The following is a 24,327-nucleotide window of genomic DNA, read 5'->3' as shown; positions in this document are numbered from 1 at the left end:
GCCGGCGAGGCTCACCGTCCCGGAACCCGCGGCGGCTAGGCTCGCAGCGTGGCCCGCGAACTCCTGCACTCCATTTCGTCTGACCTGCGGCTGGCACGGGAGCTGGCCGACATCGCCGACGCTGTCTCGATGCGCGCGTTCCACGCTCGCGACTTCGGCGTGTATGAGAAAGAAGACCGGACGCACGTCACCGACGCCGACCGCGAGGTCGAACGCGTCCTCCGCGAACGCCTCGACGTGGCACGCGCGGGTGACGGCATCCTCGGCGAGGAGTACGGAGCGCAGGGATCGACGCGGCGCCAGTGGATCATCGACCCGATTGACGGAACCGCCAACTTCATGCGCGGCATCCCGATCTGGGCGACCCTCATCGCACTCGCCGTCGACGGTGTGCCCGAGGTCGGGGTGGTGAGCGCTCCCGCACTCAACCGTCGCTGGTGGGGAGCATCCGGCCATGGCGCATACACCGACGACGATCTCGCAGATCAGAACACCGCGACCGATCGGCGCATCCACGTCTCGAGGATCGACGACCTCGCGCAGGCGTCGATCAGTTACAACAGCTTGAAGGGTTGGGACGAGGCCGGCCGACTTGACCAGCTCGTCGACCTCAGCCGCCGCGTCACCCGCACCCGTGCCGTGGGCGAGATGTGGTCGTACATGCTCGTCGCCGAGGGCGCGCTCGAGGTCGCCGGAGAATTCGACCTCAAGCCTTATGACATGGCGGCGCTCGAGCCGATCGTGGTCGAGGCCGGTGGCCGCTTCACGAGCGTCGACGGTGAGGACGGCCCCTGGCACGGCTCGGCGATCGCGACCAACGGCCACCTGCACGACGAGGTCGTCGCGCTCCTTCGTCCATCGCGCTAGTCCTTCGGCTCGGGCTGCACCTCGATGCCGCCCGTCGGAGTCGAGTGCCCCGCGTCGCCGAGCAGGGCACGGTCGGTGATCTGCACGGCCGCCGTGTCGGTGCCGGCACGCCGCACGGCCCCGATGTTGTCGATGATGACGAACACGAGGGCGATGACCACGACCCCGAGCGCGTAGATCAGACCGGCTCCCACCGCCTCGCGCGCGGCGCCCGTGTGGTTGCCGGTCGACGCGGAGACCGAGTAGTAGATGCTGGTGGCGATCGCGACGCCGATCGCGTTGCCGATGCGCTGCCCGACCTGAGAGAACGAGCCCGCGATGCCGGCCTGCGTCACCGGAATGTGCTTCAGCATCCGCGCCTGGTTCGATCCCATGAAGGCTCCGGCGCCTGCGCCGCTCACGGCGAACACCGTGGCGAGGGCGACGGGCATGAGGTCGCGGCTCACGAACTGCGTGCAGACGAGCAGGCCGATGAGCCCGGCGAAGTAGACCGTCGTGCCGATGGTCACGAGCGTCGCGCCGAAGCGGTGCGAGTACCGTCCGAGCGCGGCCGCCGCGATCGCCGACACGATCGCGTACGGAACCGAGGTGAGGCCGGCGACGACGGCCTCGTGACCGAGGCCGTTCATGAGAAACAGGGTCTGCAGCAGGAACACGGGCGGCATGGCCGCGAAGAACAGCGTGACGATGATGACGCCGTACCGGTACGACGGCAGGCGGAACGTGTTCAGATCGACGACCGGCGTCTTGCCGGCCGCCAGGTAGCGGCGCTCCCACCACAGGAACGCCGCGACGAGCGCGGCGCCGAGCGCGAGGAACCCCCACCGCGCCGGGTGGTCGTCGTCACCGCCCGTCGTGAGGACGAACGGCAGCATGAATGACGTGACGGCGAGCGCGAGGAGTGAGGTGCCCACGAGATCGAGCTGCTGCCCCGGCCTCCGCACCTGGTCGCGCGGCGTGAGCCAGTAGGCGAAGCCGAGCAGCACGATCGCGAGGGGAACGTTCATGCCGAACGTCCACCGCCACCCAAGCTCGTCGCCGAACGCGCCGATCAGCAGACCACCGATCGTGGGGCCGAAAGCGGTGCCGACGCCGATCGCCGCGCCGAACACGCCGAACGCCCGGCCACGTTCGGGGCCGCGGAACAGTTGTTGCACGAGGCCGAGGACCTGCGGCATGAGAATGCCCGCCGCAACGCCCTGCAGGAGCCGGCCGACGATGAGCATGTGGGTCGAGACCGCGAGCGCGCACACGAGGCTCGCGGCGAGGAACGCGACGAGGCCGATGAGGAACAGGGCGCGGCGGTTCCAGACGTCACCGAGCCGGCCGGCGGGGACGAGCGCGATGCCGTAGGCGAGCACGTAGCCCGCGACGATGAGTTGAATATCCGAACTCGTTGCGCCGAGGGTGTGCTGGATCGGCCCGAGCGTGACGTTGACCTTGGCGATGTCGAGGATCGTCAGGACCGCCACGGCGGCGCAGACGCCGAAGGCGGTCCACCGGGTGTCTCTTCTCCGACCGGTCACGCCCACGACTCCTCTCCGCGCTCCACCACCGACCCAGTCTGCCCCGCCGTACGCGAATCGGCGAACCGAGCGAACTCGTCACCGATACGATGTCGGCGAACCAACGAGGAGGCCACGTGCCACGACCGCTGTCTGGGCCGCTGTTCGCGGTGCTCGGAGCCGCTGTCCTGCTGACGGGATGCTCGGGAGCGGTGGGTGACGGTGGCCCCTCCCCCGATGGGACGCCCATCACGGCAGGGCCGGATGACGGCGTGCCCACGAACTTCCTCGACCTCCGCGTCGGTGATTGCTTCGACATCCCGACGAATCTGGCGGACGGCGAGGCGCTCAGGTACTCGTCGTGCCAGGTCCTGCACATGTTCGAGGCCTACGCCGAGACTGAGCTGCCCGCCGGTGACTTCCCCGGGCAGGACCAGCTCGATGCCGATGCCGCGGCGTTCTGCGAGCCCGCCTTCGTCGAGTACGTCGGCGAATCGTGGACGACCTCCGACTTCGATTTCCAGTTCATCGTGCCGTCGGAGCGAACGTGGAACGAGCTCGATGACCGCAAGATCATGTGTATGGCGACGAGCCTCAGCGGACTTCCGTGGAGCGGTTCGTCCGCGAACGGAGGCGAGTCGGGTGCGTGACGGGGGCCGGACTCGCGCCGTGCGCACCCTCGCGACCGCCGTCTCCGTCGCCGCAGCCGGCGCGGCGCTCGCCGGCTGCGCGCAGGCCGCCGACACCAGCCCCGTGGAGAAGCCGATCACCCAACTCGAGGCGGGGGACTGCTTCGACACCGACGCGGAGTTCACGACGGCGCTCGTGTACCCGGACTGCTCCGCGGAGCACCTCTTCGAGGCGCACCACGTCGAGGAGCTCGACGGCGACACGTTCCCCGGTGACGACGTCGTCCAGCGCAGGGCGAACGAGGTCTGCGACGAACAGTTTCAGGTCTTCACCGGACAGCCGGTGTCTCAGAACGCCGACTACGCCTCGATGTTCCTGGGCCCGACCGAGGACAGCTGGATGACGGAAGACGACCGCGCAGTCGTCTGCGTCGTCATGCCGGCCGACGGAGCGGCGAGGGGCGGCTCAGCCGCCGCGTGACCCGGGCTCCTCTCCCCCGCGTGTCCCCCGAGAGGTGGAGGCGGGCACGACGCTGGTGCGATGAGCGGCGGCATACCGGCGGCTAGCATGAGCGGTACGTTTCCACCCGCGGCTCGACCGTGCCGCCGCCGTCACCGGGAGAACGCCATGCCGTTCAAGAACGCTTCCACTCGCGCCGTAGCTTCCCTCGCCGTCGCCGCGATCGGTCTCACCGGTCTGGCCGGGTGCACGCTCGTGACGACGCTCACCGACGGTGGCGCCCCCGCGCCGACCCCGACGCCGACCGAGACGGCAGAGCCCGACCCGACGACGGGTGGCGAGTTCACCGACACCCCGTCTACCGACGGACCCACCGATACGCCCGCCGAGGATGGCCAGCAGACGAACTACTTCGATCTCAAGGTGGGCGACTGCTTCGACGACGGCGAAACCGAGGGCTTCGCGACGCTCTTCTCGTCGTGCGAGGTGCCACACCTCTACGAGGCCTACTACGTGACGATCATGGAGGGCGACGAGTTCCCCGGCGACGACGCCGTGCTCGAGTTCGCCGAAGACGTCTGCAACAACGCATTTCAGAATTACGTCGGCTCCAACCCGAGCAACTCGTCATACTCCTACCAGTACATCACCCCGAGCGAGAGCACGTGGGAGAACATGAACGACCGCGAGATCATGTGCGTCGTCACGCCGCGCGACGGGGAACCGACGACGGGCTCGGCGCAGGATTCACGGCGCTAGCCAGCCTCCCCGCGCTGGGCCGAGCGCGCCGGCGGCCCGGCGATCGAATCGAGGTCGGTTTCGACCTGCGTCGCTGTGCGGCGGAGCGCGGCGAGTATGGGCCCCTCCAGGAGCCGGCGATCGGTCGTCGCGGCCGACGTCGCGACGTTCACGGCGCACGCGAGCGTGCCATCGGGGGCGAGCACGGGAACCGCGATCGAGCGCAGCCCCGGCTCGAGCTCCTGGTCGACGAGTGCGTAGCCATCGCGCCGCACCCGCTCGAGGGCCCGCTCCACGCGGGCGGCGGCAGCCACGGGGGTCGGTTGCCCGTCGGGGCCCACGGCGATGAGGCGTGAGGCCTCGTCCGGCGGCAGCGCGGCGAGCAACGTGCGGCCCATGGAGGTCCACGCGGCGGGCAGCCTCGTGCCGACCGACACGTGGATGCGCATGAGTCGGCGCGTCGAGACCCTGGCGACATAGACGACGCGGTCGGCGTCGAGGATGCCGGCGTTCACTGACTCTCCCACCTCGGCGGAGAGCGCCCTGAGGTGCGGCTCGACGACCTCGGAGAGACCGAGCGACGACAGATAGCTGAAGCCGAGCTCGAGCACGCGCGGCGTCAGCGCGTACTGGTCGTCGTACTGTGTCGCGTACCCCATGCCGACAAGGGTCTTCAACGATCGCCGAACGGTTGCCCGGCTCAGCCCAGTACGCCGCGCAACATCACTGAGCGTGCCACGGGGATGCGAGGCGTCGAACGCGCGAATCACGTCGAGCCCGCGCGCGAGGGCCTGGACGAACTCATCGCCGGGCTCGCGCGGTTCGGTCATGGGCGATCGTGACCGGCGGGCACGTCATCGACCGCGGTGTCGCCGGGCGCCCCGTCCCCAAGGCGAAGGCCCGTGAGCTCTTCGAGCTCATCGACGGTCGTGTCGCCGAACACCTCGCGCACGCGGAAGCCGTCGGGCGTCACGTCGAAGACGGCGTGGTCGGTGTACACGCGACGCACACAGCGCACACCCGTGAGCGGGTAGGTGCAGGCCTCGACGAGCTTCGACTCGCCCTTCTTCGTCAGCAGGTCCGTCATGACGTAGACCGACTTCGCGCCGATCGCGAGGTCCATGGCACCCCCGACGGCGGGAATGGCGTCGGGCGCGCCGGTTGCCCAGTTCGCGAGGTCGCCGTTCTCGGCGACCTGGAAGGCACCGAGCACGCACACATCGAGGTGTCCCCCGCGCATCATGCCGAACGAGTCGGCGTGGTGGAAGTACGCGCTGCCGGCGAGCTCGGTCACGGGCTGCTTGCCGGCGTTCATGAGGTCGGGGTCTTCGTGGCCGGCCTCGGGGGCCCTGCCCATGCCGAGCATCCCGTTCTCGGTGTGCAGGATGATCTCTTCGCCCGGTGGCAGGTGATTGGCGACGAGCGTTGGCGCGCCGATGCCGAGGTTGACGATCGAGCCTTCTGGGATGTCGCGGGCGATGCGAGCGGCCAGCTCGTCGCGGGTGATTCGCGTTGCCATGTCGTTGCTGCTCCTCGGCCTTATTCGGCGGCTGCGTTGTCAGCCGGCGCGTTGAAGTTCGGGACGAATTCGCCATCGCGCAGCCACGCGCGCTCGCCGACGGGCACGACGCGGTCGACGAAGATACCTGGCGTCACGATGGCCTCGGGGTCAAGGGCTCCGAGCTCGACGACCTCGTCGACCTGCACGATCGAGGTCGTCGCGGCCGCGACCATGATGGGGCCGAAGTTCCGGGCCGTCTTGCGGTAGACGAGGTTGCCCCACCGGTCGGCCTTGTAGGCGGAGACGATGGCGACGTCACCCCGGATCGGGTACTCGAGCACGTACTCCCGGCCGTCGATGACGCGCGATTCCTTGCCCTCGGCGAGCGGCGTGCCTACACCTGTCGGCGTGAAGAATGCGCCGACGCCCGCGCCCGCGGCGCGGATGCGCTCGGCAAGGTTGCCCTGCGGCACGAGCTCGAGCTCGATCTTGCCCGCGCGGTAGAGCTCATCGAACACCCACGAATCGCTCTGCCGCGGGAACGAGCAGATGATCTTGCGGACACGGCCCGCCTTGAGCAGGGCCGCGAGGCCCGTGTCACCATTGCCCGCATTGTTGTTCACGATCGTCAGCTCGCCGGCGCCGTGCTCGATGAGCCCATCGATCAGCTCGACGGGCTGGCCCGCGAGGCCGAACCCGCCGATGAGAATCGTCGAGCCGTCGGCGATGTCGGCCAGCGCTTCCTCGACCGTCGGTGTCGTCTTGTCGATCACAGGGCCTCCAGGTTCGTACGGCCGCGTCGGCGCGGTCAGGCGTTCGCTTCATGAACGGTTGTTCTTTACGCGAACAGGGTATCGGATGCCGTGGACCTCTCACCAGCGTTGAGGGGCGACGACCATCGGCCGAGGACGTCCATCGTCACAGGAGGCCGCACAATTCGCGCGACGGTGGGCATCCGGAATACTTGGTCCGATCGCGCACGCTCGAAGGGACCGGAATGACCTCCGCCAACACTGACCACATTCAGACGACGCACGTCGGCTCGCTGCCCCGCACGCCCGAGCTCATCGAGGCGAATCGCCGGTACGCCGACGGCGAGTCGACGTGGGAGGAGCTCACGGCGCAGCTCCCCGCCTTCGTGAGCGACATCGTCGCGCGCCAGCGGCGCATCGGCATCGACATCGTCAACGACGGCGAGTTCGGGCACATCATGCCCTCGGCCCTCGACTACGGGGCATGGTGGAACTACTCGTTCTCGCGCATCGGCGGGCTCACGCCGAGCGACGAGGACCGCTGGGCGACGAACGAGCAAATCCGCTCCGAGCCTGGGAAGATCCGGCTGACGTCCTTCTCGGACCGCCGCGACCGCACGAGGTTCCGCGACGCCTACGAGGACCCGACGAGCGGCGTGCTCGCTCACCGGCGCTCGACGGTGCAGCCCAAGATCACGGGTCCGATCAGCTATACCGGACACGAGGCGGTGCAGGAGGACGTGCGCAACCTGACGGCGGCGCTGGCGCAGTCGGACGCCCCTGAAGGATTCGTGGCCGCCATCAGCCCAGGGTCGGCGGCGCGGATCACGAACGAGTACTACGGCACCGATGAGGAGCTGCTGTTCGCCATGGCCGACGTGCTGCGCGAGGAGTACCTCGCCATCACTGACGCAGGGCTGACGGTGCAGATCGACGACCCCTCGATCGCCGAGAGCTGGGATCAGGTGAACCCCGAACCCACGGTCGAGGACTACCTGGCGTTCACGCAGCTTCGCGTCGATGCGCTCAACCACGCGCTACGCGGGATTCCGCAGGAGCAGGTGCGGTTCCACCTGTGCTGGGGGTCGTGGCACGGGCCGCACACGACCGACATCGAGTTCAAGCACATCGTCGATCAGGTGCTCACGATCAACGCCGGCGCCTACACGTTCGAGGCCGCCAACGGCCGGCACGCGCACGAGTGGAAGGTGTGGCGCGACCACCCGCTCCCCGAGGGCAAGCGCATCATGCCGGGCGTCGTCTCGCACTCCACGAACACGGTGGAGCATCCCGAGCTCGTCGCCGACCGGATCGAGCAGTTCGCGAGCGTCGTCGGCCGCGAAAACGTGATCGCCTCGACCGACTGCGGCCTTGGCGGCCGCCTGCACCCGTCGATCGCGGTCGCGAAGCTCGAGTCACTCACCGCGGGCGCGCGCCTCGCCACGGAGCGGCTTTTCGGGTAGGCGCCACCTGCGCATCGATCGCCTGCCCCCACAGAGGAGCCGACGAAGGTGGCGTCACGAGGGCTGCCCGGGCTCCCCCGGCATCTGGACGCCGTCGACATAGAACCACTCGCCACCCTCTCGCGTGAACGTGCTCACCTCGTGCAACACGTATCGACCGTCGGCATCACGCGCAATCGCGCGGAACTCGACCTCGCCCGCGTCGTCGAACGGGCCACCGGCCCACGTTCGCACGATGTCGAGCCGAAGACACCGCGTGTCCGGGTCGAGGCTGAGCGAGCCCGGGCGCGTGGATGGATGCCACGATCGCTTCAGGTAGTCGCCGTCGAGGGCAACGAACGCCGAATACCGCGATCGCATGAGCGCCTCGGCGGTTGGGGCGACCCGCTCGCCCCGGTGCACGAGCCCGCAGCACCGCCCATACGGGTCACCGCTCAGGCACGGGCACCGGTCGGTATCGTCGATCTTCACGCGACCAGTCTGCCCGAGCCGCGCGGCGGGCACCGCGAGCCCGGTTCGCTCACTCGTCCGCCGTGTACTCGGCCCAGTCGAAGCTCTCGCCCTCGGCGCGCGCATTCAGCGAGTACGCGATTTCGCCGTCGATCGCTTCACGAATGACGTCGGCATGGCCCACGTGGCGAGCGACCTCGGCGATGAGGTGGTTGCACACCCACCGGGCGTTCCACGACTCGAGATCGTCGGGGAACCACGGGGCGTCGGGCACGGGAACGCGCGCGTCAAGGTCGGCCGCCTCGATGATGGGACGGATTCGCGAGGCCGCCCGATCGTAGATCTCGAGGATCTGGTCGAGCGCGAGGTCGGGCACCTCTTGACCCGAGTACATTCCGTCGCCGAGCCCGAGCTCGTCACCCAGCACCGCGAGTTCGTTCCAGCCGACATCGGCGGGCGCCACGCGCACGCGCTCGAGCCACCCCGCGAGCACCTGCGCAACGTGCGTGAGGAGCCCGGAGATCGACAGCGAGCTCGGGAGCGGCGCCTGACGCGCCTGCCCGTCGGTCAGGTCGAGCGCCGCAAGGCGCAACTGCGCCGCTTGCTGCTCGAGGAACGACGCGAGGGCGTCGTGCTCGGTCGTGACTTCAGGTGCGAGGAACCCCATGGTGACTCCGTTCGACGTGCGACCGGTTGCCCGGGGAGCCGGATGCTCCCCGCCGTTCGCGTGTGCCTCCAGTGTCGGACCGCATGCGGACACATTCCGTCCGCATCGGCCAGCTTCGCCCAGTCAAGGAGTTGTGCTCCACGGCGAACACGACCAACGGGGTGAGGCGGCGCTACTCCCCAGTATGCGCCGCCTCAAGTTTCCTGCGAGAAGGAAACAGGACGATGGTAGGTCCTCGCGGGTGGGCATCGGCCGTAGGGACCGTCAGGGTGCACGAACGAGCCGCTCAACATTCCCGCACGACGACGCTCGCGTTCAAATCACCAGATCACTGCACGTTTCCGCGATCAGTCGTACCGGGTTTCGGCTCGGATGTTGGGGTGAAGCGGCGACATCGAAGGTTCACCCCCGGTGACGCGGATGGGGTACGTGGCATGAGATTTGGCCAGCTCTTGGCCAGACCCTGGCCACATCACGCCGCCCAGCGACGTGTCCGCCCGGCCTCGATCCGGCGCCGGATGCGCCTAGCGAGGACGCGTCGAGTTCGATGCTCTCTGAAGTTGGCACGACGGCCTGCTTGACCCCGCCCCTACGTCATCGTTCTCACTGGATGCATGAAGCTCGTTCCAGTTGCGTACCTCGCGTCCTATCTGCTGTCCCTGCTGGGGAACTCGATCGCGGGGATCGCGCTGCCGCTGATCGTGTTGCAGGTCACGGGCAGCGCGCTCGGCGCGGGGACGGTCGCGGCGGCGACCGCGATCCCGGCGGTGCTCGCCGGCCTGCTGATGGGCGTGGTGATCGACCGGATCAACCGGCGCACGTCATCGGTCGTGACCGATCTTGTGTCGGCCGCGTCGGTCGCAGCTCTGCCGCTGGTCGACCTGCTCTCCGGACTGAGCCTGGGCTGGTTCGTCCTGTTCGGCATCATCGGCTCCCTCGGCGACGTGCCTGGCATGACCGCGAGGGACGCGCTGCTGCCGGCGATCGTTCGGCACGGCGGGATCGCGTCGGAGCGGCTCATGGGCATCCGGGAGGCACTGGGCGCAGTCGCCCTCCTGCTCGGACCTGCGGCGGCGGGGACGCTCATGGTGCTGTTCGACGGGTCCACGGTGTTGTGGATCACCGCGGCCACCTCACTGGCCGCCGCCCTGCTGACACTGCTCATCCCGCACCACGTCGGTGCGATCGTCGCAGCGGACGGCGCGGCAGTGGGCAGGACCGGAAGCGGGTGGGGGCAGCTCCGCGACGGGTGGCGGGTGCTGTTCCGCAGTCGGTTCCTGGTCATGACGACCACGCTCAGCCTCGCCTCGGTCATCGTGCTCGCCTCGCTACAAGGGCTCATCCTGCCGGTCTATTTCACGCTCGTCGAGCAACCTGGAATGCTCGGCTTCGTCCTCACCGCCCTCGCCGCGGGAATGCTCATCGGCGGCACGCTCTACGCCGTCGCAGGCACGCGCGGCCGCCGGCGGGCTTGGTTCCTTGCCGGGTTGATCGGTAGCACGCTCGGCTTCGGGATCATCGCCGCCCTGCCGTCGGTGTGGCTTGTGTTCGCGGGTGCGTTCGTCGTGGGGCTCTCCAGCGGGCTGTTCGGAAGCCTTATGGGCGTGCTCATGATCGAGCGCATTCCCGAGCACATGCGCGGGCGGATCATGGGGACGCAGAACGCGATCATGACCGCCGCCCCACCGATCGGGATCGTCGCGGCCGCGGTCCTCACCGAATATGCAGGGGTGAACGCCGCCGCGGTTGCACTCGCCGCAGTGTGGCTCGTCGCCCTGGTCCTCGGTCTCGCCTCGCCCTCGCTGCGTAATCTGGAGCCGAACGCGGTGCAGGCGGAGAGCGACGTGACGGTGGTGGTCGAGGGTGCATAGCGGCCAGCTGGCTCGACTCGCCGGAGTGACGGTCCGCGCGCTCCGGCACTACCACCAGGTCGGTGTCCTTGCCGAGCCCGACCGTCGCAGCAACGGCTACCGAGAGTACGACGTGCACGACCTGATCCGCGTCCTGCGGATCAAGCGCCTGGCCTCACTCGGCATACCGCTGCATCGGATGCCGGACCTCCTCGATGACACCAAGAATGACGCCGGGGAACTGCTGGACGAGCTGGACGCGGAACTGGCGACGCGGATCGAACACCTTGCGAGGCAACGCGACATCATCGCCCGCATCCGCGATAGCGACGCGGCGCCCGACCTCCCGCCCGAGCTGGCTCCGTTTCTCGCGGGGTTCGCAGCCGGCCTCTCCCCGGAGCTGGCGAAGTTCGACCGTGACCAAGCCGTGCTTCTGGCACACCTCGCCGGCGAGGACCAGCTGCCGCACATCACCCGCTTCTACAAACGACTCAGCAATCCCGACCTCGCGTCAGCGGTGGCAGACATCTCCGAGAGGTTCGGGCGGCTCGGCCCCGACAGCACAGAGCAGGACATCGCCGAGCTGATCGACAGCGTCGCGATCAACTTCACCTCCGTCATCGAGGAGCTTGCAGCATCCGATCCACCTCTTGATATCAGCGCGACGGCAGACATCTTCGCGGAGTACGCGACCGACCTGCTCAACGAGCAACAACGACGAACGCTCGAAAAACTTGAGCGCCGGCTCAACGAGTCTCGAGCAACGTAAGGACAACGTCCATTCAGGTGCGAGACTGCGAACCATCAGAGCCCGCAGTGCCGTGGCATTCTCACACCGAGGGGCCGCGCAGCGCTCCGGAGAAACGAAAAGGCCCCGCCTCCCCTACTCGCAGTAGGGAAGGCGGGGCCTTGACCGTCACGTTGCCGCTGGTGGAGATGGGGGGAGTCTCCATCACGGGCGGACAACCCTTCAATTACGGGGCTCAGCGGCCATTGCGTGCCTTGCATGTGCCATAAGCGGAATATAGGCGACTGTGCTAGCGGTGACATTATGGGTGTCGCTTCGGTCGGGCTTGTGCCATAGCCGCACCGGCCCTCGGGGTGGCGTGCGCCGGGCGCACCGCGTCATCGCGGCATCCGGTATGTCTTGCCGTCCAGGCCGGTGACCTCGCGCATGTCCGGCACGTCAGAGTCGGGACGGTAGGCCACGAGGCGCGGGCGTCCGTCGACGCGCTGAGCGACGAGGTTGATCTTGCCCGCGGCCTCGAGCTTGTATGCGGCGCGCCGGATAGCGTTCTGCTCGGCATGGGTGTGCGAGGGGTGCGTGACCGCGACAGCCTCGTGCTCGGCGAGCGTGTCGAGAATCGCGCGTTGCCATCGTCCTGGGCCTCGTGACATGCCACTCCTAAGTGTTGTGCTGCCCCAGCGTATCCCAGCACAACACTTAGACGGCTGGAAGGCGGCAATGGGGGTCGCTAACCGCTATCCCCTACTGGCAGGCGTCCAGTGCCCACCCCAGCGGGCCAGGTGACACATATGGCTCGACGTGCGGGCAACGCGCCCTAGGTGGTGCTGCCTCGATGCGCTGCGACGCGGCAGGCAGTAGAGCAGAATCGTGCACCGCGGCGAGCATGGAAGCGCTTCCCGCAACGCTCGCACTCGGTGCCCGGCTCGCCGTTCTGTAACGCTTCTACTCGTTTCCGAAACTGGCGCAATGCTGTCTCATGCGCTCGGAGTGCGGGCACGATATCGGGCTCAGCTACGAGCGCTTCGACATACTCGGGCGGCATGATCTCGAACACATCGCCCATGCCCGCAGCCTGACCTAGATGCCCGTCCACCTGCAGCGTGCTCCACTCCGTGGGCTTCATCTTGATCTTCCGCTTGACCATGTAACGAGTATACCCGTTACATCCCCAGCGACGCCGTGCACGCGCGCGACCCCCTCCACCCACTGGCGACGGCCCGGGGAGAGAGGCGGAAGGCCAGCGGGGACCCTGCCGCTATCGCCGCGTCGATGTTGAGGGCTCCCCACCTCACGCGCGTCGGGACCGGCCGACGACCTCGCAGCAACTGGCGAAATTCGCCAGTCCCGCTCCACGCGCGTACGGACCGGCTATCGTCCCGACATGACCCCTGAACCCCAACCGCTGCCCGAAGAGATTTCAGCGGTGTTGCAGTTCCTCGGCCGAACGCGCGCCGGGTACGGATACCTACCGCGCCGCGAGATTGCCAAGATCAAGGCCAGCATGATGAATCAATGGAGCCGCTGGCACCCACTCACCCCCGAGGCGCTCGAACGCGGATGCCTCGACGCAGGCTTCCGCCCCGATGAGGCGAGCAAGATCGCCGGCTACCTCACCCGGCGCCACAACGGGCACAGATTAGTGCCGAGCGAGAGCCGCGACTTCCGGTTTTCCAAGCTCGAGCCCGCCACTCGCACTGTGCACGTGCAGAGGACACCCAAACACTCGCAAGAGTGGTGACCGTCAAACCTTCTCGTTCATTGCGAGAAGGTGCGGCGGTCGATCTCGTGCGCGACGCGGCCCACCGCGGTCACACGTCTGTTCCGTCGAAAGGCATGTCCGGAATCCGGTAACCCGCCTCCACGGGATCAATCCCGGACGCCTCCAGGACCGCCACGCCCTGCTCATACAGGACCATCCACTCATCCCAACGCGCCCGCCGAGCCTCGATCGGCAGGGACAAGTCGTCCACGAAATCGGGCAGCGCGGGCGTCACGCCCGCAGGATCACGGCGACGGCGCCTCACGACCGACCACCCCACTGGACCCCGCGAATCACATTCCCCACGGGCCCAACCCGCGACCCACCACGAGCCGCATCTGACTTCCCAGCCGACTCAATGCCGCGCCGCGCCCGCTCGGCCCAATACCCGCGCCGTTCCAACTCATCCCACAGTCGGGTCAACGGCGAAGGGCGCTCCACCCCGCTGTTCCGCCGCCTCACGATCGTCGCCCCGTGTAGACACCACGCACGCCACGCGAGGCCGGGAGATCGTCCTCAGCGAGCGCCGGCACGCCCAACGTCGCCAGCAGCCTCGCCAGCGCGAGCTGCTGCTGTCGAATCTCGGCGATGCCCGGATGCAGCCGCACCCCCTGCGACGAATCGATCATCGTCCCATCGCTGTCGACCTGCTTGCGAAGCCGAGCAATCATGTCCCGAACTCGAGCGGCTTCTTCAAGCTGCGCAAGCTCATGTTCTGCGAGCTCGAACTCGCTCGTTATCGAGTCCCACAACTTTCGACCGGGCGCCCCAAGTTTCACGGGTGCCTTCGTTCTATTCGTCACAGTCATTTCCTTTCAATTCGAAGCCCCTAAAGGGCCGTTCGTTTCGAGCTCGGAGAGAGAGCGGCCCTTGCCGCCGGGGATGGCCCCGAGGGGGCGGGGGGCGGGGGTGGTGCCCCTCCCCCCGCTGGACTCATCGGCGGCGTCGGTAGAGGTCTCGGCCGCGTTGCTGGGCATCGGTTGGTGCAGGTTCGTCGGCCTGCTGGTCCGGTGCGGTGCCGTGTCGTTTCTTGTAGAGGTCACGGCCTGCTCGGAGCGCTTCGCTCTCCTGAGCGCGTTCGCGTGGTTGCCGGTAGCGGTCTCGTCCTGCCTGCTGGTTGCCGCGCACGATGTCGTTGCTCATCGGAGTGCTGCCTTTCGAGCGACCGGCGGAAGCTCGGCGCGGATGCTGTCGGTGTCGACAGGCTGCGGGAGTCCACGGCCCGCGAAGTACTCGTCGTGTGCGTCGAGTGCGTCGTGCACGTTGTTGCTCGTCATGCGGTTGATGAGGTCAGCGAGCTGCTCGGTCTGTTCGATGGTGGGTACCCAAGCCTGGTTCTCGCGGGCGAGCCAGCGCAGGTAGGCGTGGCGGTCGCCGGTCGGCCAGGTGTCGCGTGGTGCGCGCTTCCATGCCGACGCGATCGGGCCAACCTCGAGCCAGTCGAAGTACGGTTCGACGCTGCGGTGCCGAGCGATGTTGCGAGTGGGGAGACGGCGGTACCGGGCCGTGACCTCCCCCTCATGGGCGAGGGGGTCCCGCATGTGGCCGTACAGAAAGTAGGCCCCCTCCCGTCCGGCGAAGCTGTCGGGGAGTCCGGTGGTCATGCCGATGATGTCGTGCTGTGCCTGGCGGATCTCGTCGTAGACGGCGAGGGCCTCGTCAAGGTCGAGCCATGCGGTGGCTTGCTGTCCGCCAGCGCGCAGAGCGGCGTCAGCCGATGTGACCGTGCCGAGGGTCGCGTCGAGGTCGTGCACGTGGGCGGTGAGCGCCTGCAACTGCTGGTCGAGGTAGGTCAGGCCGGGCGTGGTGTCTTCGGGTTCAAAGCTGCTGCGGCGGTCGCGAGCGCTCACCCGCTCGTTGGTGACGCGGCTACGTAGCTCCGACCAGATCGCTGCATCGGCTTGGGCCGCTTGCAGGTCTCGGGCGGCGTTGAATACCTCGTCGATGCTGGCGGCCCCGTAGAAGGCGCTGTCGAGCTTGGTGCGTGCGTCGGCGAGTGTCTGCTCGAGCTGCTGCCCGTATGGGGTGAGGTCGGCCGCGAGGCCCTTGAGGCGGTCGCGCTGCGGGCCGGGGTCGACGTAGCTTTCGATGTGCTCGAGGGCTTCCTGCCGGATCGCGCCGCGGGTGATGGTCATGGTCATGGGGTTTTCACCTTTCGTGAATGCTGATTGTTTGATGGGCCTGGAATTGGTTAGCGGTTATCTGGTTATGCGGCCTCGCCTTCTTCCCGGTACGGTTTCGCCCAGTCGCGCCCGGCCCAGTAGCCGGCGCCGGGTTTCGCCCGCCTGGCGTAGGCACCGCAGGGTGCGCGGGCGGGGCATCGGCGGCAGATTCCCGCGAGCACCGCGGGCGGGTCGTCCGCGACGAAGCGGTCGTCACCGGCACACGCTGGCCGGGTGACTGCGAGCGCTTCCTGTAGCGCCGCCCACTCTCGCTCGGCTTTCCGGGGGGCACTCATTCGGTGTCCTCGTAATTGAGATGGTCGTAGGCGTCGTGCCATTCCTCGGGGCAGTCGGGCCACTTCTCCGAATGTTTAAACGTCTCCAGGCAGGGAACGCAGACATTTGCGCCCGTGTCGAGTGTGAGGAATGCGCCCTCGGGGGCGAGTACGCGAGGGCAATTCGCGCATTGAATTGTCGGCCAGGGATAGATCGTCTCATTCATGCGGGCGGTTTCCTTTCTGCTATCTCGTGGTCGTCGGCGACGTCGTGCAGCAGATCGGCGAGGAACCGAAGATGCTCAGCACTGACGACGAGGTAGCGCTTGGCGCACCGGATCATCACGGCGGGCTCGGGTTCGTGGCCCCGTGGCGCCCACGAGCGGGGCTGCACGGTGGGCGGCTTCATATTGGTCATCGTCATGCTCCGATCGCGCGCAGTTCGGGGGTACCGGGCAGGGGTGGCGGCGTGGAGCGCAGGGCCTTGAAGCAGGCTTCGCAAAAACCGCGCTCGACGCTGATGGGCGCCATGAGTGGCCGGCTGCACGCCTGGCACCCCCGGCCGTCGTCCCCGCCCACGGGTGGTTCCCGGTTCCCGACATGGGGGTTGGGAACAACGGAACCACCAGTTCCGGGTGTACCTGCAACGTGACCGTTGGGGGTGGTTCCCGGTTCCGGACATGGGGGTTGGGAACCGGGAACCACAAGTTCCGGCGGTTCCGCGTGGTTCCGGGAACCACCACTAGCGCGGAGCCTCCACGCTTCGAGTACGTCGACCCGACGGGCAGAAATTCGCTGCGCTGCATCGTTCGCGCTTCGCGCTGGCGGGTCGAGCGCGTCAATCAGCGCGATGATGTCGTCAAGGCTCTTGCCGGTCGTTCCCTGCGGCGCTTGGGGCCGCTCGCCAGGTTCCGGCGCATAGAAATCCCACCTGAGCATGTCCGAGTTGTCTTTCCTCGGTGTGAGCACGAACTTCGCCGCTAGCGGTTCCGCGTCTTTCCCGTCCCGATGCCTACGAAGGCCACCCTCACGATCCTTCGCAATCAGCAATTCAGCACGCCCACCTTTACCGGGCGCGAACCGGTCAATAATCCGGCAACGCAAGTACGCGCCACCGATAACCCGCTTTTTCGCAGCGGTGCCTCCCGCGCCGTAGTCGCGGCTTGCCGAGTTCTTTGCCTCGTGGTCGACGGCGACAACACTCGCACCGAGTTTCACGAACGGTTTCAATGCCGCGGAATGTACTCGAGTGAAGTCGTCAGCCGAATTACTCGACGCGCCGTAGATCGGGAGTAGTTCGCCTATTGAATCGAGACCGACGAATGTCGGGTTCCAGCTATGGGCATCTTTCACGACCTGTTGCATTTCGTCGGCGTCACCCGGTGACGTCAGGCGAAAACGCGATTGGTCCGTGATGACATCGCGTTCCGCTCCGAGAGCGAGCAAGCGGGCGGCGATCGAGGCAGCGCCGTTGTGGTCGATGTCGACGAAAATGGCTCGCCCGCCACCGTGTAGATGCTCGGTGAGCGCCGCGAGGACAACCCAAGTCTTACCGGACTCTGGGTCACCGAAAACGGTGTTCAATGTCCCGGGGTAGAAGAGGCCGATGCCGTCGGAGCACAGTCCGATCGTTGGGGTGGGCGGTTCCGGTACGCCGTCGCGGAGCAGTGCCGCGAGGTCGGCGTACAGATCGTCTGGTGGGGTCATCGGGTCGAATCTCCAATCCTGCGGCGGGTGCCGCGTTACGGGTTATGCCGCGCGCTGGCGCGGCGTGGTCGCGGCCTCAAGTGCCGCCGTGAAGTCGTCGGTCTCGTTCGCGTGCTCCGGCCACCGGGCGGCGGCAGCATCGAGGCGGCGACGGACCATGTCCGGGTAGTCGCGCGCGCCGGGGCAGTACGCGAGCTCGTACCACCGGGCCGCCTCGTCCTCTGCCCGCTGTAGCCGCCCCGCGAGCGAGTAGCGGCCCGCGTTCCACCCGGCCCACCACCACGCGGCGAGTGCTGGGTGCAGGTCGGCGATCTCGAGGCTGCCGTCGAGCAGCCCCGTGAGGGCGCGGTCGAGTTCACTTCCGACCGACGCCCCCACGAGACGCCGGGTCATGCGATCCGCCTCCGTTCGCGGCCAGTCGCCTTCCGGTGCGGTGACGCCGTGGGCGACGCGGGCCGTGGCACCGGTTCCCCCGCGGCGGTGAATGCCAGCGACTCGGCAAGCTGCCGCGCGTCGTCGCGGTCAAGCTCGAGGGCGAGCCCGACCGACTCGAGGTCGAGGCGCACGCCCGTCGAGGTCGACACGATCGTCCACCCCACGGGCTTCAGCAGCTTGATGCGCTCGGGCGACTCGAAGATGCTCACGACCACACCTCGCTTTCGCGCGGCGGTGCAGGGGCATCGCTCGAGGTCGTGACCGTCGCCATGATCTGCGCGAACACGGCGTCGACATCGACGTAGTTGCCGAGCCACGGGGAAGCGAAGGAGTACCCCGGCCCGGCCTTGCGGCGGCGCCACAGGTCCGGAGACACCTGCGGTGTAGGGCCGAGACGTCGGTAACGCTCAGTGACACGCAAAGCGTCGACGCGCTCGAGGTCAGTCGATCCCTGCAAGTGCCAGACGATGATCTTCTTCGTCTGCGGCACTCGCGCGAGGGCGAAGTAGTAGCGGGCGAGCCGCCCCGCCTCGTTATCCGCGTCGACGATCACCGAGCGCGTGGCCTCGCGTTCTTCGATTTCGTACCCGCTGTAGAACGGCCTGATGATCACAGTCCACCTCCCGCGCCGTGGGTGTCGGGCTCGCATGCCGTCGTGGCCGGGCGGCGGAGCGTCACCGATTCGGGTGGGGTGAGGCGCCGCATGACTTCGGCCGGCCCGAAGTCGAACAGGTCTCCGATAACGAGCAGGTCGGTCGCGGTGAGCTTCTGCACGAGGCGCGCAAGGGCCGCGTCGTTGGCTTCGCGCGGCGGGGTCCCGTTCAGGTCGTCGGCAATGGCCGCGGCCTCGGAGAGCGCGTGCGCAACGCCGCGCGCCTCGACCGGGTTCAACGAGTCGTGCGCGATCGCCTCGACTTCCCACCGGGTCGTGCCCTCGTTGAACGCGACGGTGATGCCCCAGTAGGCCATGCCGCGCGTCGGTCGGGCCTCGTGCGGATCATGAATCGTCGCGATCGCCGGGCCGTCAAGACTCGAGGCGTGCGGGAACCACTCGCCGAATCCGGGACACCCGGTCACGTCGCATCGGCGAGCTTCGCCCGTCCACGCGTCGACGTAGAACCGGGTGCCGTCGTCGTCGAGGGTCCACTCGTCGGGCGTGATGTTGCCCGCCCGCAGGTCAGCGACGATGGCGTACGCGGCTGCGCGCGCCTCGCTGGCGGCCGCGTACGGGGCGGTCGTCACGAAGAACGTCGTGAAGGTGATGACGCCCGTGGTGGGGTCGAAGTGCGCCGTGAACTTCGGCATGCGCCACGTGCCCGATTCCTTGTCGATGCTGATGTCGATCGGCATGGGCTCGTGAAACTCGACGATGTAGTTCGGTGTGCGGTTGTCGGTCGGGGCTGGGATAATGGACTCGGTCATCTGGGTAACTCCTTTGATCTGGGGTTGGATGCGACGCCCTCGGGGGCATATGGCGCTGGCACGCCGCTCCCGGGGGCCTCGTCTGTTTCATCGGGTGGGCAGAGCAGCAGCGCGACGAGCGCGCCACCGAGCAGCAGCAACGCCAGCAGCGCGTGCGCGGCGAGGATGTCGAGCACGCGCTACGCCGTCGGCTCGGGGATCGGCCAGCCGAGCCGCTCGAGCTCTGCACGCGGGATGCGCACCGACCGGCCGACGCGGATAGTCGCCAACGTGCCGTCGTAGGTCATCGCGTAGATGCTGTTCTGGTGGACGCCGAGCGCCTGGGCGATCGCCTTGATTGGGAACGCTGCCTGGCGTACGCCCGTCGTGAGAGTGGTCATGTTGCTCTCCTTTCGTTGTGGTGATCCCTCCGCGGTTGCGGAGGGTGTTTCGTTGCCGCCGACACGGCTCAGCTCGGCAACGCCCCTAGGGCGCTTCCGGGCGGTGCTGGCCGCACTGGCGGGTCGTGTGGAGTTCTCAAGTTGCGTACGGCCCCGCGGGCTCGGTCTCCCTCACTCACGGGCCGTCCTGCCGTGTGTCGCGGTTTCAACTGCGACACCGGCGATTATACGCATCCATGTCGGAGTTACAACCGCGCCACTCTGCTCCGGCGTGTCGTGGTTGCAACTATGCTGGCCAAATGCCCGTCACTCTCCCTGCGCCCTGGCAATTCGTCGGCAGCGTGCTCGCACCCGACGAGCTGCACCGTCTCGAGTCGATCCCCGGTAGTAGTCACATTGACGATCCCCGTCAATGGGCCGTCGTCCGCAACGACGAGACCGGACGCACGTTCTTGCTTCGCGTGCAGCTGGGCACCGAGATCGCCGAAGTTGCTGGTCAGACGGTGCCCGTCCGGATCGTGACGAGCATCGTCGTGCCCGACGCTGACGGCCGCGAGGTCACTGGCAGCGACCTGCGGAGCCTCCCGGTAAAAGCAATATCAGCGGAACTGACACGCGAGAGCGTCGAGTACGGGATGCGCAAGATGTCGCGGTGGCTGCGCCGCAGGCATCACGAACGCAACGAACTGCCAGCGCTGGATAATCGCGCTGGAATGACTGACGACGAGTTTTTCGCGGCCGTCGCGGAGCATTGGCTGAACGCGCACGACGCGGGCGATCCGTCGCCCGTTGATCGGGTCGTGGAGGCTTCCGGCGCGAGCAAGCGCACGGCGCAACGATGGGCGGCAGAGGCACGGCGCCGCGGGTACATCCCAATTAGTGCGACGGGGAAGTCTGGGCGGCGTCCGAAGCGGGGTTAGCTCTCCGACCGGCGCATGATATCGGCGAGCCGCGCCGCATCCGAGTGCTGATACACACCGGCCGTCTTGTCGTCGGAGTGGCCACCGAAGCGGCGCATGTCCTCGGCCGTTGCACCTGCACGCGCGAACCGCGTCAATGCCGAGTGCCGGAAGTCGTGCAGGCGGACGCCCGCGGGCACCGGCACGCCCTTCGCACGGGCAGCCTCGACCGCGGCAGCGAAACGCCGGTCCCACACCGACCGCGAGATCGGCCGCGACGAGTCCCGCGGTGAAGGGAACAGCAGACCGCCCTCGACGGCCTCGTGCAGCTGCGGCGCGAGCCAGCCGGGCACCGGCACCACCCGCTCGCCCGCTCGCGACTTCGTTGGCGCGAGCCCGCTCGGGCCCTTCGCGGTCGCCTGCTGCGTGATGTGCAGGAACGTCGTGCCGTCGTGCTCGGAGAGAGCATCGGCGGTCAGCCCGAGCGCTTCACCTTCGCGCAGGCCGGCCCAGCCCGCGAGCAGCGGCACGAGATGCAGGGGCGCGGGCAGCTCGGCCGCGATCGCCTGCATGATGTCGTCGGGCACGACTATGCCGCGCTCCCCCGTCGAGCGCTTCGACGCGCGCTGTTTCGACGGCACGGTGCACGGTGACTCGGTGATGACGCCACGCCCGACGGCGTACCGCATGACCGCGGCCAGCGTGTCGTAGGCAAGCGCCGCGACATGACGGCTCTCGGCGTCACGGACCTTGAACCAGTCGGCAACCGCTTCGGGCGTCACATCGACCACGCGCACGGTGCCGAACGCGGGCAGCACCGACGCGGCCAGGCGTGACCTGTAGGTGACGAGCGACCCGTGCGCCAGCCCCTCAGCGCGCTTCACCTCGAGCCACTGCTCCGAGAGCTCGGCGACGGTGACGGCCTCCACGGCAGCGCGCTCGGCGGTAGCCTCGGCCTCGGCCTTGAGGTCGTCGGGGTGCCGCCACGTACCCGCGTCGATCGCGGCGTTGTGGCGGCGGAGAGCAGCCTGAGCGGGCGCCTTCGTCGCGAACGTGTGCGGTGCCGGGTAGTAGACGGGCGGCAGCGAGCCCGGCACCTTGAACCGTAGTTGGTACCGGCCGCTCGGTAGCTTCCGGATCGTGCCGTTGTGCTCGCGCCGCACCTTCCCCGCCATGCCATTAGCGTGCCATAACAACGGGCGACACGCCGTGAAACGAGGGTAAAACCTGGGAACCTGGGAGACTGCCGCCAGACAGAAAACTGCCCTACTTCCCAGTCGGGAGTAGGGCAGTCGGGGTACGTCACGTTGCCGCTGGTGGAGATGGGGGGAATCGAACCCCCGTCCACTGCCGGAAGACTGCGCATTCTCCGGGTGCAGCCTCACTGATGTTCTACTCGGCTCCGACGTGAGGGTGAGGCACCTTCGTCGACAAGCCCAGTCTCAGAAAAAGTCCCGCGCGGCCCTGAGACACAGCCGCGCAGCAAGCGCTCAAATTGACGCCGGTGATCGGAGCGAGCGCAACTCCGGACCGACGGACTTCAGGCTCGCTTAAGCAGCGAGGGCGAAGTCGGTGCGCTTAGCGTTGGCACCTATTAGTTGCGAGGGGCGTTAACGAGATAACCCCGCATCCTCGACCCGCTTCACGCAGAGTAACGAACAGTGTCGAAACCGATCATCCCCGTCTACCGCCACACGCACGGGGCGCGGGCAGTTGCGTGCAGCAACGTGACGCTGTTGAGTTGTCAATGCCGCGCTTGCGGCAGCACATCAGGATATCGTCCCGCCGCCGCCGAAGCAAGGGGTGGCAGGTTCGAGATCACCGGAACCGCGTCACCTTCGTGATGCGCGGGTGTGGCAGACTTCGCCCGCGCTGCGACTCCTCGAGCGACGCTTGCGAGTGGGGACGACGTTCGATCAACACTGGAGGGGCACCTGTGAGCGACGGCTTCGCGCCGGGCAACCGCATCCGCGACATCAACCCGGATGGTTCGAGCGCCGAGGATGCGTGGGCGGCCGAACACGGCGGTCCGGCCGAGTCCGCCCGTGGCGACGCCCAGTCGGGGTCGCCCGCCCGCCTGACCGCGGGGCGGGGAAGGCGATTCGTCAGCAGCACGACGGGCGCCCCCACGCTCGACGCCGCGACGGCCGCACAGACCGCGCCGCCTGCCCCGATTCCATTCGACTGGGACTCCGCCGAGGCGCGGGCCGAGCAATACGACGCGAAGAAGGCGCCTCGGAAGGGGAAGAGGGCCGAGCGGGCATATCGACAGCTCCTGGAAGAGCGGCGCCGCGCCGAGGCCGAGCGCTCGGCGGTCGAGGCCAACCGCGAGGCCAAAGGGGTCGCCGGCTTCCGCGATGCCAGTCGGCACGGCTCCCACGTGGCCATGTCGAACCCGGAGTACACCCCCTCGAAGATGTACGAGGCGTCGGACCCGACCCCTCCGGAGCGCGGCAAGCGCTGGTACACGCGACTCGTCATCATCATTCCCGTCGTCGTCGTGCTCGTGGCCGGCCTCGTCGCGGGCATCGGCTTGCCCGCCCTCGCGCAGGCGCGGGCGACTGCCGAGGCCAACGAGGCCGCGCGCCAGTTCACCACGGAGCTCGCCGCCTTCGAAGCGGCGTGGACCAGCGAGAACCTCCAGGCGCTTCTCGGCCCGCTCCCCCACGCCGGCATCGAGGAATCTGCCGATGCCCTGCAGCAGCCCCCTGAGGCGCAGGAGGCATTCGGTACCGAATGCGGAGCGGTGCTCGCGGATGCCACCCGGGCGGCGACGGCCATGACGGACAACCCGCCGCCAACGCTCGCCGTGCTTCCCTCGGCCAGTTTCAGCGCGGCCTACCGCGACGCGCAGCAGCGGGATGGCGAGTTCGCCGCCCTGCGGCAGACGGCACAGACACTCCTCGGCGCGCTCAGCAACACGATCGCGCCGATCGCGGCGTTCTGCACCAACTTTCAAGCCGGAGTCACGATCGAGAATCATGCATCGGCGCGCGACCTCGCCGAACTCGAGCCGTTGCGAACCGTCGCGCCGGGCGGCGTCATCACGATCGACAATGTGCAGGCCACCTGCGATGACCCGCTCGGCTGCGTCGACTACGCCAACGAGGAACAACGGCGGAAGTACGCCGCCACGTGGCGTTCGATTCAGGAGGAGCGGATGGAGTCGCTCATCGCCCACTATCGGGACGCGTGCTGGCTCGACGTTCTGAAGCCGTATTGCACGCTCATGTCCGACGCCTGGAACGAGGCGAAGAGCGGTGTGACGGCCGCGGCGAACGCGATGGAGCAGCTCCAGGTGTCGGACGAGCCTGGTCAGCCGCCGTTCCCTCGCCTCGCCGAGGCGACCGCCGAAATGAACCACGTCTTCCAGGAGGTCGCCGACAAGGCGAAGCTCGAGGCCGGCAGCGTCGATCCCGAGTCACTCCTCGACGTGGAGCCGGGCTGGGAGACGCGGATGCTGATCCGTCTCGTCACCCAATACGAGACGCACCTGGCGACCGCGGTCACTGATTACGCCGCGTCGGCTTCAGCCTGACCGGGCGGCCACCCGTCAGCATCCGTGCAGCCACGCGCAGGACCGTCCCGAACTCGGCGAAGCGCCCGGCGGGTTTCCGTTCGCGTCGCGACTAGTATTGCGCCTCATGAGCGGAAACTT

General features: G+C 67.9%; 32 protein-coding genes and 1 other RNA gene. 10 read left to right on the top strand and 23 right to left on the bottom strand.

The annotated features are described in order from the left end of the window. Positions 1–48: 48 nt before the first annotated feature. Positions 49–867, top strand: a complete 819-nt coding sequence (locus F8O04_RS06395) for an inositol monophosphatase family protein (RefSeq protein WP_158028439.1) — start codon at positions 49–51, stop codon at positions 865–867. Here F8O04_RS06395 and F8O04_RS06390 read toward each other — a convergent pair. Beyond that, a complete protein-coding gene (locus F8O04_RS06390; RefSeq protein ID WP_188726233.1) occupies positions 864–2,393 on the bottom strand; it encodes an MFS transporter in 1,530 nt (509 codons plus the stop codon). The genes F8O04_RS06395 and F8O04_RS06390 overlap by 4 nt on opposite strands. A 116-nt stretch (positions 2,394–2,509) precedes the next feature. On the opposite strand from F8O04_RS06390, the gene F8O04_RS06385 reads away from it, so the two are divergent. The 3 genes from F8O04_RS06385 (at position 2,510) to F8O04_RS06375 (ending at position 4,220) form a co-directional block, all read left to right on the top strand. Then, positions 2,510–3,022, top strand: a complete 513-nt coding sequence (locus tag F8O04_RS06385) for a septum formation family protein (RefSeq protein ID WP_188726234.1) — start codon at positions 2,510–2,512, stop codon at positions 3,020–3,022. A gap of 19 nt (positions 3,023–3,041) precedes the next feature. Next, positions 3,042–3,482 (top strand): septum formation family protein, encoded by a 441-nt coding sequence (locus F8O04_RS06380; protein ID WP_188726235.1) that lies wholly within the window; start codon positions 3,042–3,044, stop codon positions 3,480–3,482. Positions 3,483–3,629: 147 nt separating this feature from the next. Then, positions 3,630–4,220 (top strand): septum formation family protein, encoded by a 591-nt coding sequence (locus tag F8O04_RS06375; RefSeq protein WP_188726236.1) that lies wholly within the window; start codon positions 3,630–3,632, stop codon positions 4,218–4,220. On the opposite strand, the gene F8O04_RS06370 is transcribed toward F8O04_RS06375, so the two are convergent. The 3 genes from F8O04_RS06370 to F8O04_RS06360 are packed head-to-tail and all read right to left on the bottom strand — an operon-like array spanning position 4,217 to position 6,473. After that, on the bottom strand, positions 4,217–5,029 hold the full coding sequence (locus tag F8O04_RS06370) for an IclR family transcriptional regulator domain-containing protein (RefSeq protein WP_158028434.1): 813 nt from the start codon (positions 5,027–5,029) through the stop codon (positions 4,217–4,219). The two genes, F8O04_RS06375 and F8O04_RS06370, sit on opposite strands and share 4 nt — an antisense overlap. Beyond that, the gene (locus F8O04_RS06365) at positions 5,026–5,718 is read right to left on the bottom strand and encodes a 3-oxoacid CoA-transferase subunit B (RefSeq protein ID WP_158028433.1); all 693 of its coding nucleotides are present in this window, start codon (positions 5,716–5,718) and stop codon (positions 5,026–5,028) included. The genes F8O04_RS06370 and F8O04_RS06365 overlap by 4 nt, the downstream gene beginning before the upstream one ends. Positions 5,719–5,738: 20 nt before the next feature. Continuing rightward, positions 5,739–6,473: a 3-oxoacid CoA-transferase subunit A gene (locus F8O04_RS06360; RefSeq protein ID WP_158028432.1), complete on the bottom strand. Its 735-nt coding sequence runs from the start codon at positions 6,471–6,473 to the stop codon at positions 5,739–5,741. A gap of 224 nt (positions 6,474–6,697) precedes the next feature. On the opposite strand from F8O04_RS06360, the gene F8O04_RS06355 reads away from it, so the two are divergent. Beyond that, positions 6,698–7,915, top strand: coding sequence for a cobalamin-independent methionine synthase II family protein (locus F8O04_RS06355; RefSeq protein ID WP_158028431.1), 1,218 nt, complete (start codon positions 6,698–6,700; stop codon positions 7,913–7,915). Between the two features lie 54 nt (positions 7,916–7,969). On the opposite strand, the gene F8O04_RS06350 is transcribed toward F8O04_RS06355, so the two are convergent. Both F8O04_RS06350 and F8O04_RS06345 read right to left on the bottom strand, forming a co-directional pair. Continuing rightward, positions 7,970–8,386, bottom strand: coding sequence for a YchJ family protein (locus F8O04_RS06350; RefSeq protein ID WP_225734901.1), 417 nt, complete (start codon positions 8,384–8,386; stop codon positions 7,970–7,972). Between the two features lie 49 nt (positions 8,387–8,435). Next, the gene (locus F8O04_RS06345; RefSeq protein WP_158028429.1) at positions 8,436–9,032 is read right to left on the bottom strand and encodes a mycothiol transferase; all 597 of its coding nucleotides are present in this window, start codon (positions 9,030–9,032) and stop codon (positions 8,436–8,438) included. A 614-nt stretch (positions 9,033–9,646) separates the two neighbouring features. On the opposite strand from F8O04_RS06345, the gene F8O04_RS06340 reads away from it, so the two are divergent. Both F8O04_RS06340 and F8O04_RS06335 read left to right on the top strand, forming a co-directional pair. Then, complete coding sequence (locus F8O04_RS06340) at positions 9,647–10,903, top strand: MFS transporter (protein WP_158028428.1); 1,257 nt, start codon at positions 9,647–9,649, stop codon at positions 10,901–10,903. Further along, a complete protein-coding gene (locus F8O04_RS06335; protein ID WP_158028427.1) occupies positions 10,896–11,651 on the top strand; it encodes a MerR family transcriptional regulator in 756 nt (251 codons plus the stop codon). Before F8O04_RS06340 ends, F8O04_RS06335 begins: the two co-directional genes overlap by 8 nt. 356 nt (positions 11,652–12,007) lie before the next feature. On the opposite strand, the gene F8O04_RS06330 is transcribed toward F8O04_RS06335, so the two are convergent. Then, positions 12,008–12,280, bottom strand: a complete 273-nt coding sequence (locus F8O04_RS06330; RefSeq protein ID WP_158028426.1) for a hypothetical protein — start codon at positions 12,278–12,280, stop codon at positions 12,008–12,010. 164 nt (positions 12,281–12,444) lie between these two features. Further along, complete coding sequence (locus F8O04_RS06325; protein WP_158028425.1) at positions 12,445–12,774, bottom strand: hypothetical protein; 330 nt, start codon at positions 12,772–12,774, stop codon at positions 12,445–12,447. Positions 12,775–13,011: 237 nt separating this feature from the next. Here F8O04_RS06325 and F8O04_RS06320 point away from each other — a divergent pair, with 237 nt between their 5' ends. Further along, complete coding sequence (locus F8O04_RS06320; protein WP_158028424.1) at positions 13,012–13,368, top strand: hypothetical protein; 357 nt, start codon at positions 13,012–13,014, stop codon at positions 13,366–13,368. 70 nt (positions 13,369–13,438) lie between these two features. Here the strand turns inward: F8O04_RS06320 and F8O04_RS06315 are convergent, their stop codons facing one another. The 13 genes from F8O04_RS06315 to F8O04_RS06255 all read right to left on the bottom strand — a co-directional run bounded on the left by F8O04_RS06315 (position 13,439) and on the right by F8O04_RS06255 (position 19,770). Then, positions 13,439–13,624: a hypothetical protein gene (locus tag F8O04_RS06315; protein ID WP_158028423.1), complete on the bottom strand. Its 186-nt coding sequence runs from the start codon at positions 13,622–13,624 to the stop codon at positions 13,439–13,441. 223 nt (positions 13,625–13,847) lie between these two features. Next, positions 13,848–14,060, bottom strand: coding sequence for a hypothetical protein (locus F8O04_RS14775; RefSeq protein WP_188726238.1), 213 nt, complete (start codon positions 14,058–14,060; stop codon positions 13,848–13,850). 262 nt (positions 14,061–14,322) lie between these two features. After that, on the bottom strand, positions 14,323–14,532 hold the full coding sequence (locus F8O04_RS06305) for a hypothetical protein (protein WP_158028422.1): 210 nt from the start codon (positions 14,530–14,532) through the stop codon (positions 14,323–14,325). Beyond that, a complete protein-coding gene (locus F8O04_RS06300; RefSeq protein ID WP_158028421.1) occupies positions 14,529–15,530 on the bottom strand; it encodes a hypothetical protein in 1,002 nt (333 codons plus the stop codon). The genes F8O04_RS06305 and F8O04_RS06300 overlap by 4 nt, the downstream gene beginning before the upstream one ends. 313 nt (positions 15,531–15,843) lie before the next feature. Beyond that, positions 15,844–16,053, bottom strand: a complete 210-nt coding sequence (locus tag F8O04_RS06295) for a hypothetical protein (RefSeq protein ID WP_158028420.1) — start codon at positions 16,051–16,053, stop codon at positions 15,844–15,846. Continuing rightward, positions 16,050–16,244 carry a hypothetical protein gene (locus tag F8O04_RS06290; protein ID WP_158028419.1) on the bottom strand — a complete coding sequence of 65 codons (195 nt, stop codon included), beginning with the start codon at positions 16,242–16,244 and terminating at the stop codon, positions 16,050–16,052. The genes F8O04_RS06295 and F8O04_RS06290 overlap by 4 nt, the downstream gene beginning before the upstream one ends. A 2-nt stretch (positions 16,245–16,246) precedes the next feature. Beyond that, positions 16,247–17,533, bottom strand: coding sequence for an AAA family ATPase (locus F8O04_RS06285; protein ID WP_158028418.1), 1,287 nt, complete (start codon positions 17,531–17,533; stop codon positions 16,247–16,249). Between the two features lie 42 nt (positions 17,534–17,575). Next, on the bottom strand, positions 17,576–17,926 hold the full coding sequence (locus tag F8O04_RS06280) for a hypothetical protein (RefSeq protein ID WP_158028417.1): 351 nt from the start codon (positions 17,924–17,926) through the stop codon (positions 17,576–17,578). Beyond that, positions 17,923–18,177 (bottom strand): hypothetical protein, encoded by a 255-nt coding sequence (locus F8O04_RS06275; RefSeq protein ID WP_158028416.1) that lies wholly within the window; start codon positions 18,175–18,177, stop codon positions 17,923–17,925. Before F8O04_RS06275 ends, F8O04_RS06280 begins: the two co-directional genes overlap by 4 nt. After that, positions 18,174–18,581 (bottom strand): hypothetical protein, encoded by a 408-nt coding sequence (locus F8O04_RS06270; RefSeq protein WP_158028415.1) that lies wholly within the window; start codon positions 18,579–18,581, stop codon positions 18,174–18,176. The genes F8O04_RS06275 and F8O04_RS06270 overlap by 4 nt, the downstream gene beginning before the upstream one ends. After that, positions 18,578–19,390, bottom strand: coding sequence for a hypothetical protein (locus tag F8O04_RS06265; RefSeq protein WP_158028414.1), 813 nt, complete (start codon positions 19,388–19,390; stop codon positions 18,578–18,580). The genes F8O04_RS06270 and F8O04_RS06265 overlap by 4 nt, the downstream gene beginning before the upstream one ends. Further along, positions 19,387–19,566 carry a hypothetical protein gene (locus F8O04_RS06260; RefSeq protein WP_158028413.1) on the bottom strand — a complete coding sequence of 60 codons (180 nt, stop codon included), beginning with the start codon at positions 19,564–19,566 and terminating at the stop codon, positions 19,387–19,389. Before F8O04_RS06260 ends, F8O04_RS06265 begins: the two co-directional genes overlap by 4 nt. A gap of 3 nt (positions 19,567–19,569) precedes the next feature. Then, complete coding sequence (locus F8O04_RS06255; RefSeq protein ID WP_158028412.1) at positions 19,570–19,770, bottom strand: helix-turn-helix domain-containing protein; 201 nt, start codon at positions 19,768–19,770, stop codon at positions 19,570–19,572. Positions 19,771–20,069: 299 nt separating this feature from the next. On the opposite strand from F8O04_RS06255, the gene F8O04_RS06250 reads away from it, so the two are divergent. Then, positions 20,070–20,690 (top strand): hypothetical protein, encoded by a 621-nt coding sequence (locus F8O04_RS06250; protein ID WP_158028411.1) that lies wholly within the window; start codon positions 20,070–20,072, stop codon positions 20,688–20,690. Here the strand turns inward: F8O04_RS06250 and F8O04_RS06245 are convergent. Further along, a complete protein-coding gene (locus F8O04_RS06245) occupies positions 20,687–21,844 on the bottom strand; it encodes a tyrosine-type recombinase/integrase (RefSeq protein WP_158028410.1) in 1,158 nt (385 codons plus the stop codon). The two genes, F8O04_RS06250 and F8O04_RS06245, sit on opposite strands and share 4 nt — an antisense overlap. A 139-nt stretch (positions 21,845–21,983) precedes the next feature. Continuing rightward, positions 21,984–22,351: a transfer-messenger RNA gene (gene ssrA, locus F8O04_RS06240) on the bottom strand. 254 nt (positions 22,352–22,605) lie between these two features. Here ssrA and F8O04_RS06235 point away from each other — a divergent pair. Further along, on the top strand, positions 22,606–24,207 hold the full coding sequence (locus F8O04_RS06235) for a hypothetical protein (RefSeq protein WP_158028409.1): 1,602 nt from the start codon (positions 22,606–22,608) through the stop codon (positions 24,205–24,207). Positions 24,208–24,327: the final 120 nt, after the last annotated feature.

Origin of the sequence: Pseudoclavibacter endophyticus (assembly GCF_008831085.1) — a bacterium.
Lineage (GTDB): Bacteria > Actinomycetota > Actinomycetes > Actinomycetales > Microbacteriaceae > Pseudoclavibacter > Pseudoclavibacter endophyticus.
The sequence above is the reverse complement of the archived record's forward strand: the minus strand, read 5'-3'. Positions and strand labels throughout refer to the sequence as shown.

Bases quoted from the DNA above. Each gene is read 5' to 3' on its own strand.
- F8O04_RS06375 (WP_188726236.1), top strand. From the start codon at position 3,630: ATGCCGTTCAAGAACGCTTCCACTCGCGCCGTAGCTTCCCTCGCCGTC.
- F8O04_RS06370 (WP_158028434.1), bottom strand. From the start codon at position 5,029: ATGACCGAACCGCGCGAGCCCGGCGATGAGTTCGTCCAGGCCCTCGCG.
- F8O04_RS06365 (WP_158028433.1), bottom strand. From the start codon at position 5,718: ATGGCAACGCGAATCACCCGCGACGAGCTGGCCGCTCGCATCGCCCGC.
- F8O04_RS06355 (WP_158028431.1), top strand. From the start codon at position 6,698: ATGACCTCCGCCAACACTGACCACATTCAGACGACGCACGTCGGCTCG.
- F8O04_RS06345 (WP_158028429.1), bottom strand. From the start codon at position 9,032: ATGGGGTTCCTCGCACCTGAAGTCACGACCGAGCACGACGCCCTCGCG.
- F8O04_RS06340 (WP_158028428.1), top strand. From the start codon at position 9,647: ATGAAGCTCGTTCCAGTTGCGTACCTCGCGTCCTATCTGCTGTCCCTG.
- F8O04_RS06330 (WP_158028426.1), bottom strand. From the start codon at position 12,280: ATGTCACGAGGCCCAGGACGATGGCAACGCGCGATTCTCGACACGCTC.
- F8O04_RS06325 (WP_158028425.1), bottom strand. From the start codon at position 12,774: ATGGTCAAGCGGAAGATCAAGATGAAGCCCACGGAGTGGAGCACGCTG.
- F8O04_RS06320 (WP_158028424.1), top strand. From the start codon at position 13,012: ATGACCCCTGAACCCCAACCGCTGCCCGAAGAGATTTCAGCGGTGTTG.
- F8O04_RS14775 (WP_188726238.1), bottom strand. From the start codon at position 14,060: ATGATTGCTCGGCTTCGCAAGCAGGTCGACAGCGATGGGACGATGATC.
- F8O04_RS06305 (WP_158028422.1), bottom strand. From the start codon at position 14,532: ATGAGCAACGACATCGTGCGCGGCAACCAGCAGGCAGGACGAGACCGC.
- F8O04_RS06300 (WP_158028421.1), bottom strand. From the start codon at position 15,530: ATGACCATGACCATCACCCGCGGCGCGATCCGGCAGGAAGCCCTCGAG.
- F8O04_RS06295 (WP_158028420.1), bottom strand. From the start codon at position 16,053: ATGAATGAGACGATCTATCCCTGGCCGACAATTCAATGCGCGAATTGC.
- F8O04_RS06290 (WP_158028419.1), bottom strand. From the start codon at position 16,244: ATGACCAATATGAAGCCGCCCACCGTGCAGCCCCGCTCGTGGGCGCCA.
- F8O04_RS06285 (WP_158028418.1), bottom strand. From the start codon at position 17,533: ATGACCCCACCAGACGATCTGTACGCCGACCTCGCGGCACTGCTCCGC.
- F8O04_RS06280 (WP_158028417.1), bottom strand. From the start codon at position 17,926: ATGACCCGGCGTCTCGTGGGGGCGTCGGTCGGAAGTGAACTCGACCGC.
- F8O04_RS06265 (WP_158028414.1), bottom strand. From the start codon at position 19,390: ATGACCGAGTCCATTATCCCAGCCCCGACCGACAACCGCACACCGAAC.
- F8O04_RS06255 (WP_158028412.1), bottom strand. From the start codon at position 19,770: ATGACCACTCTCACGACGGGCGTACGCCAGGCAGCGTTCCCAATCAAG.
- F8O04_RS06250 (WP_158028411.1), top strand. From the start codon at position 20,070: ATGCCCGTCACTCTCCCTGCGCCCTGGCAATTCGTCGGCAGCGTGCTC.
- F8O04_RS06245 (WP_158028410.1), bottom strand. From the start codon at position 21,844: ATGGCGGGGAAGGTGCGGCGCGAGCACAACGGCACGATCCGGAAGCTA.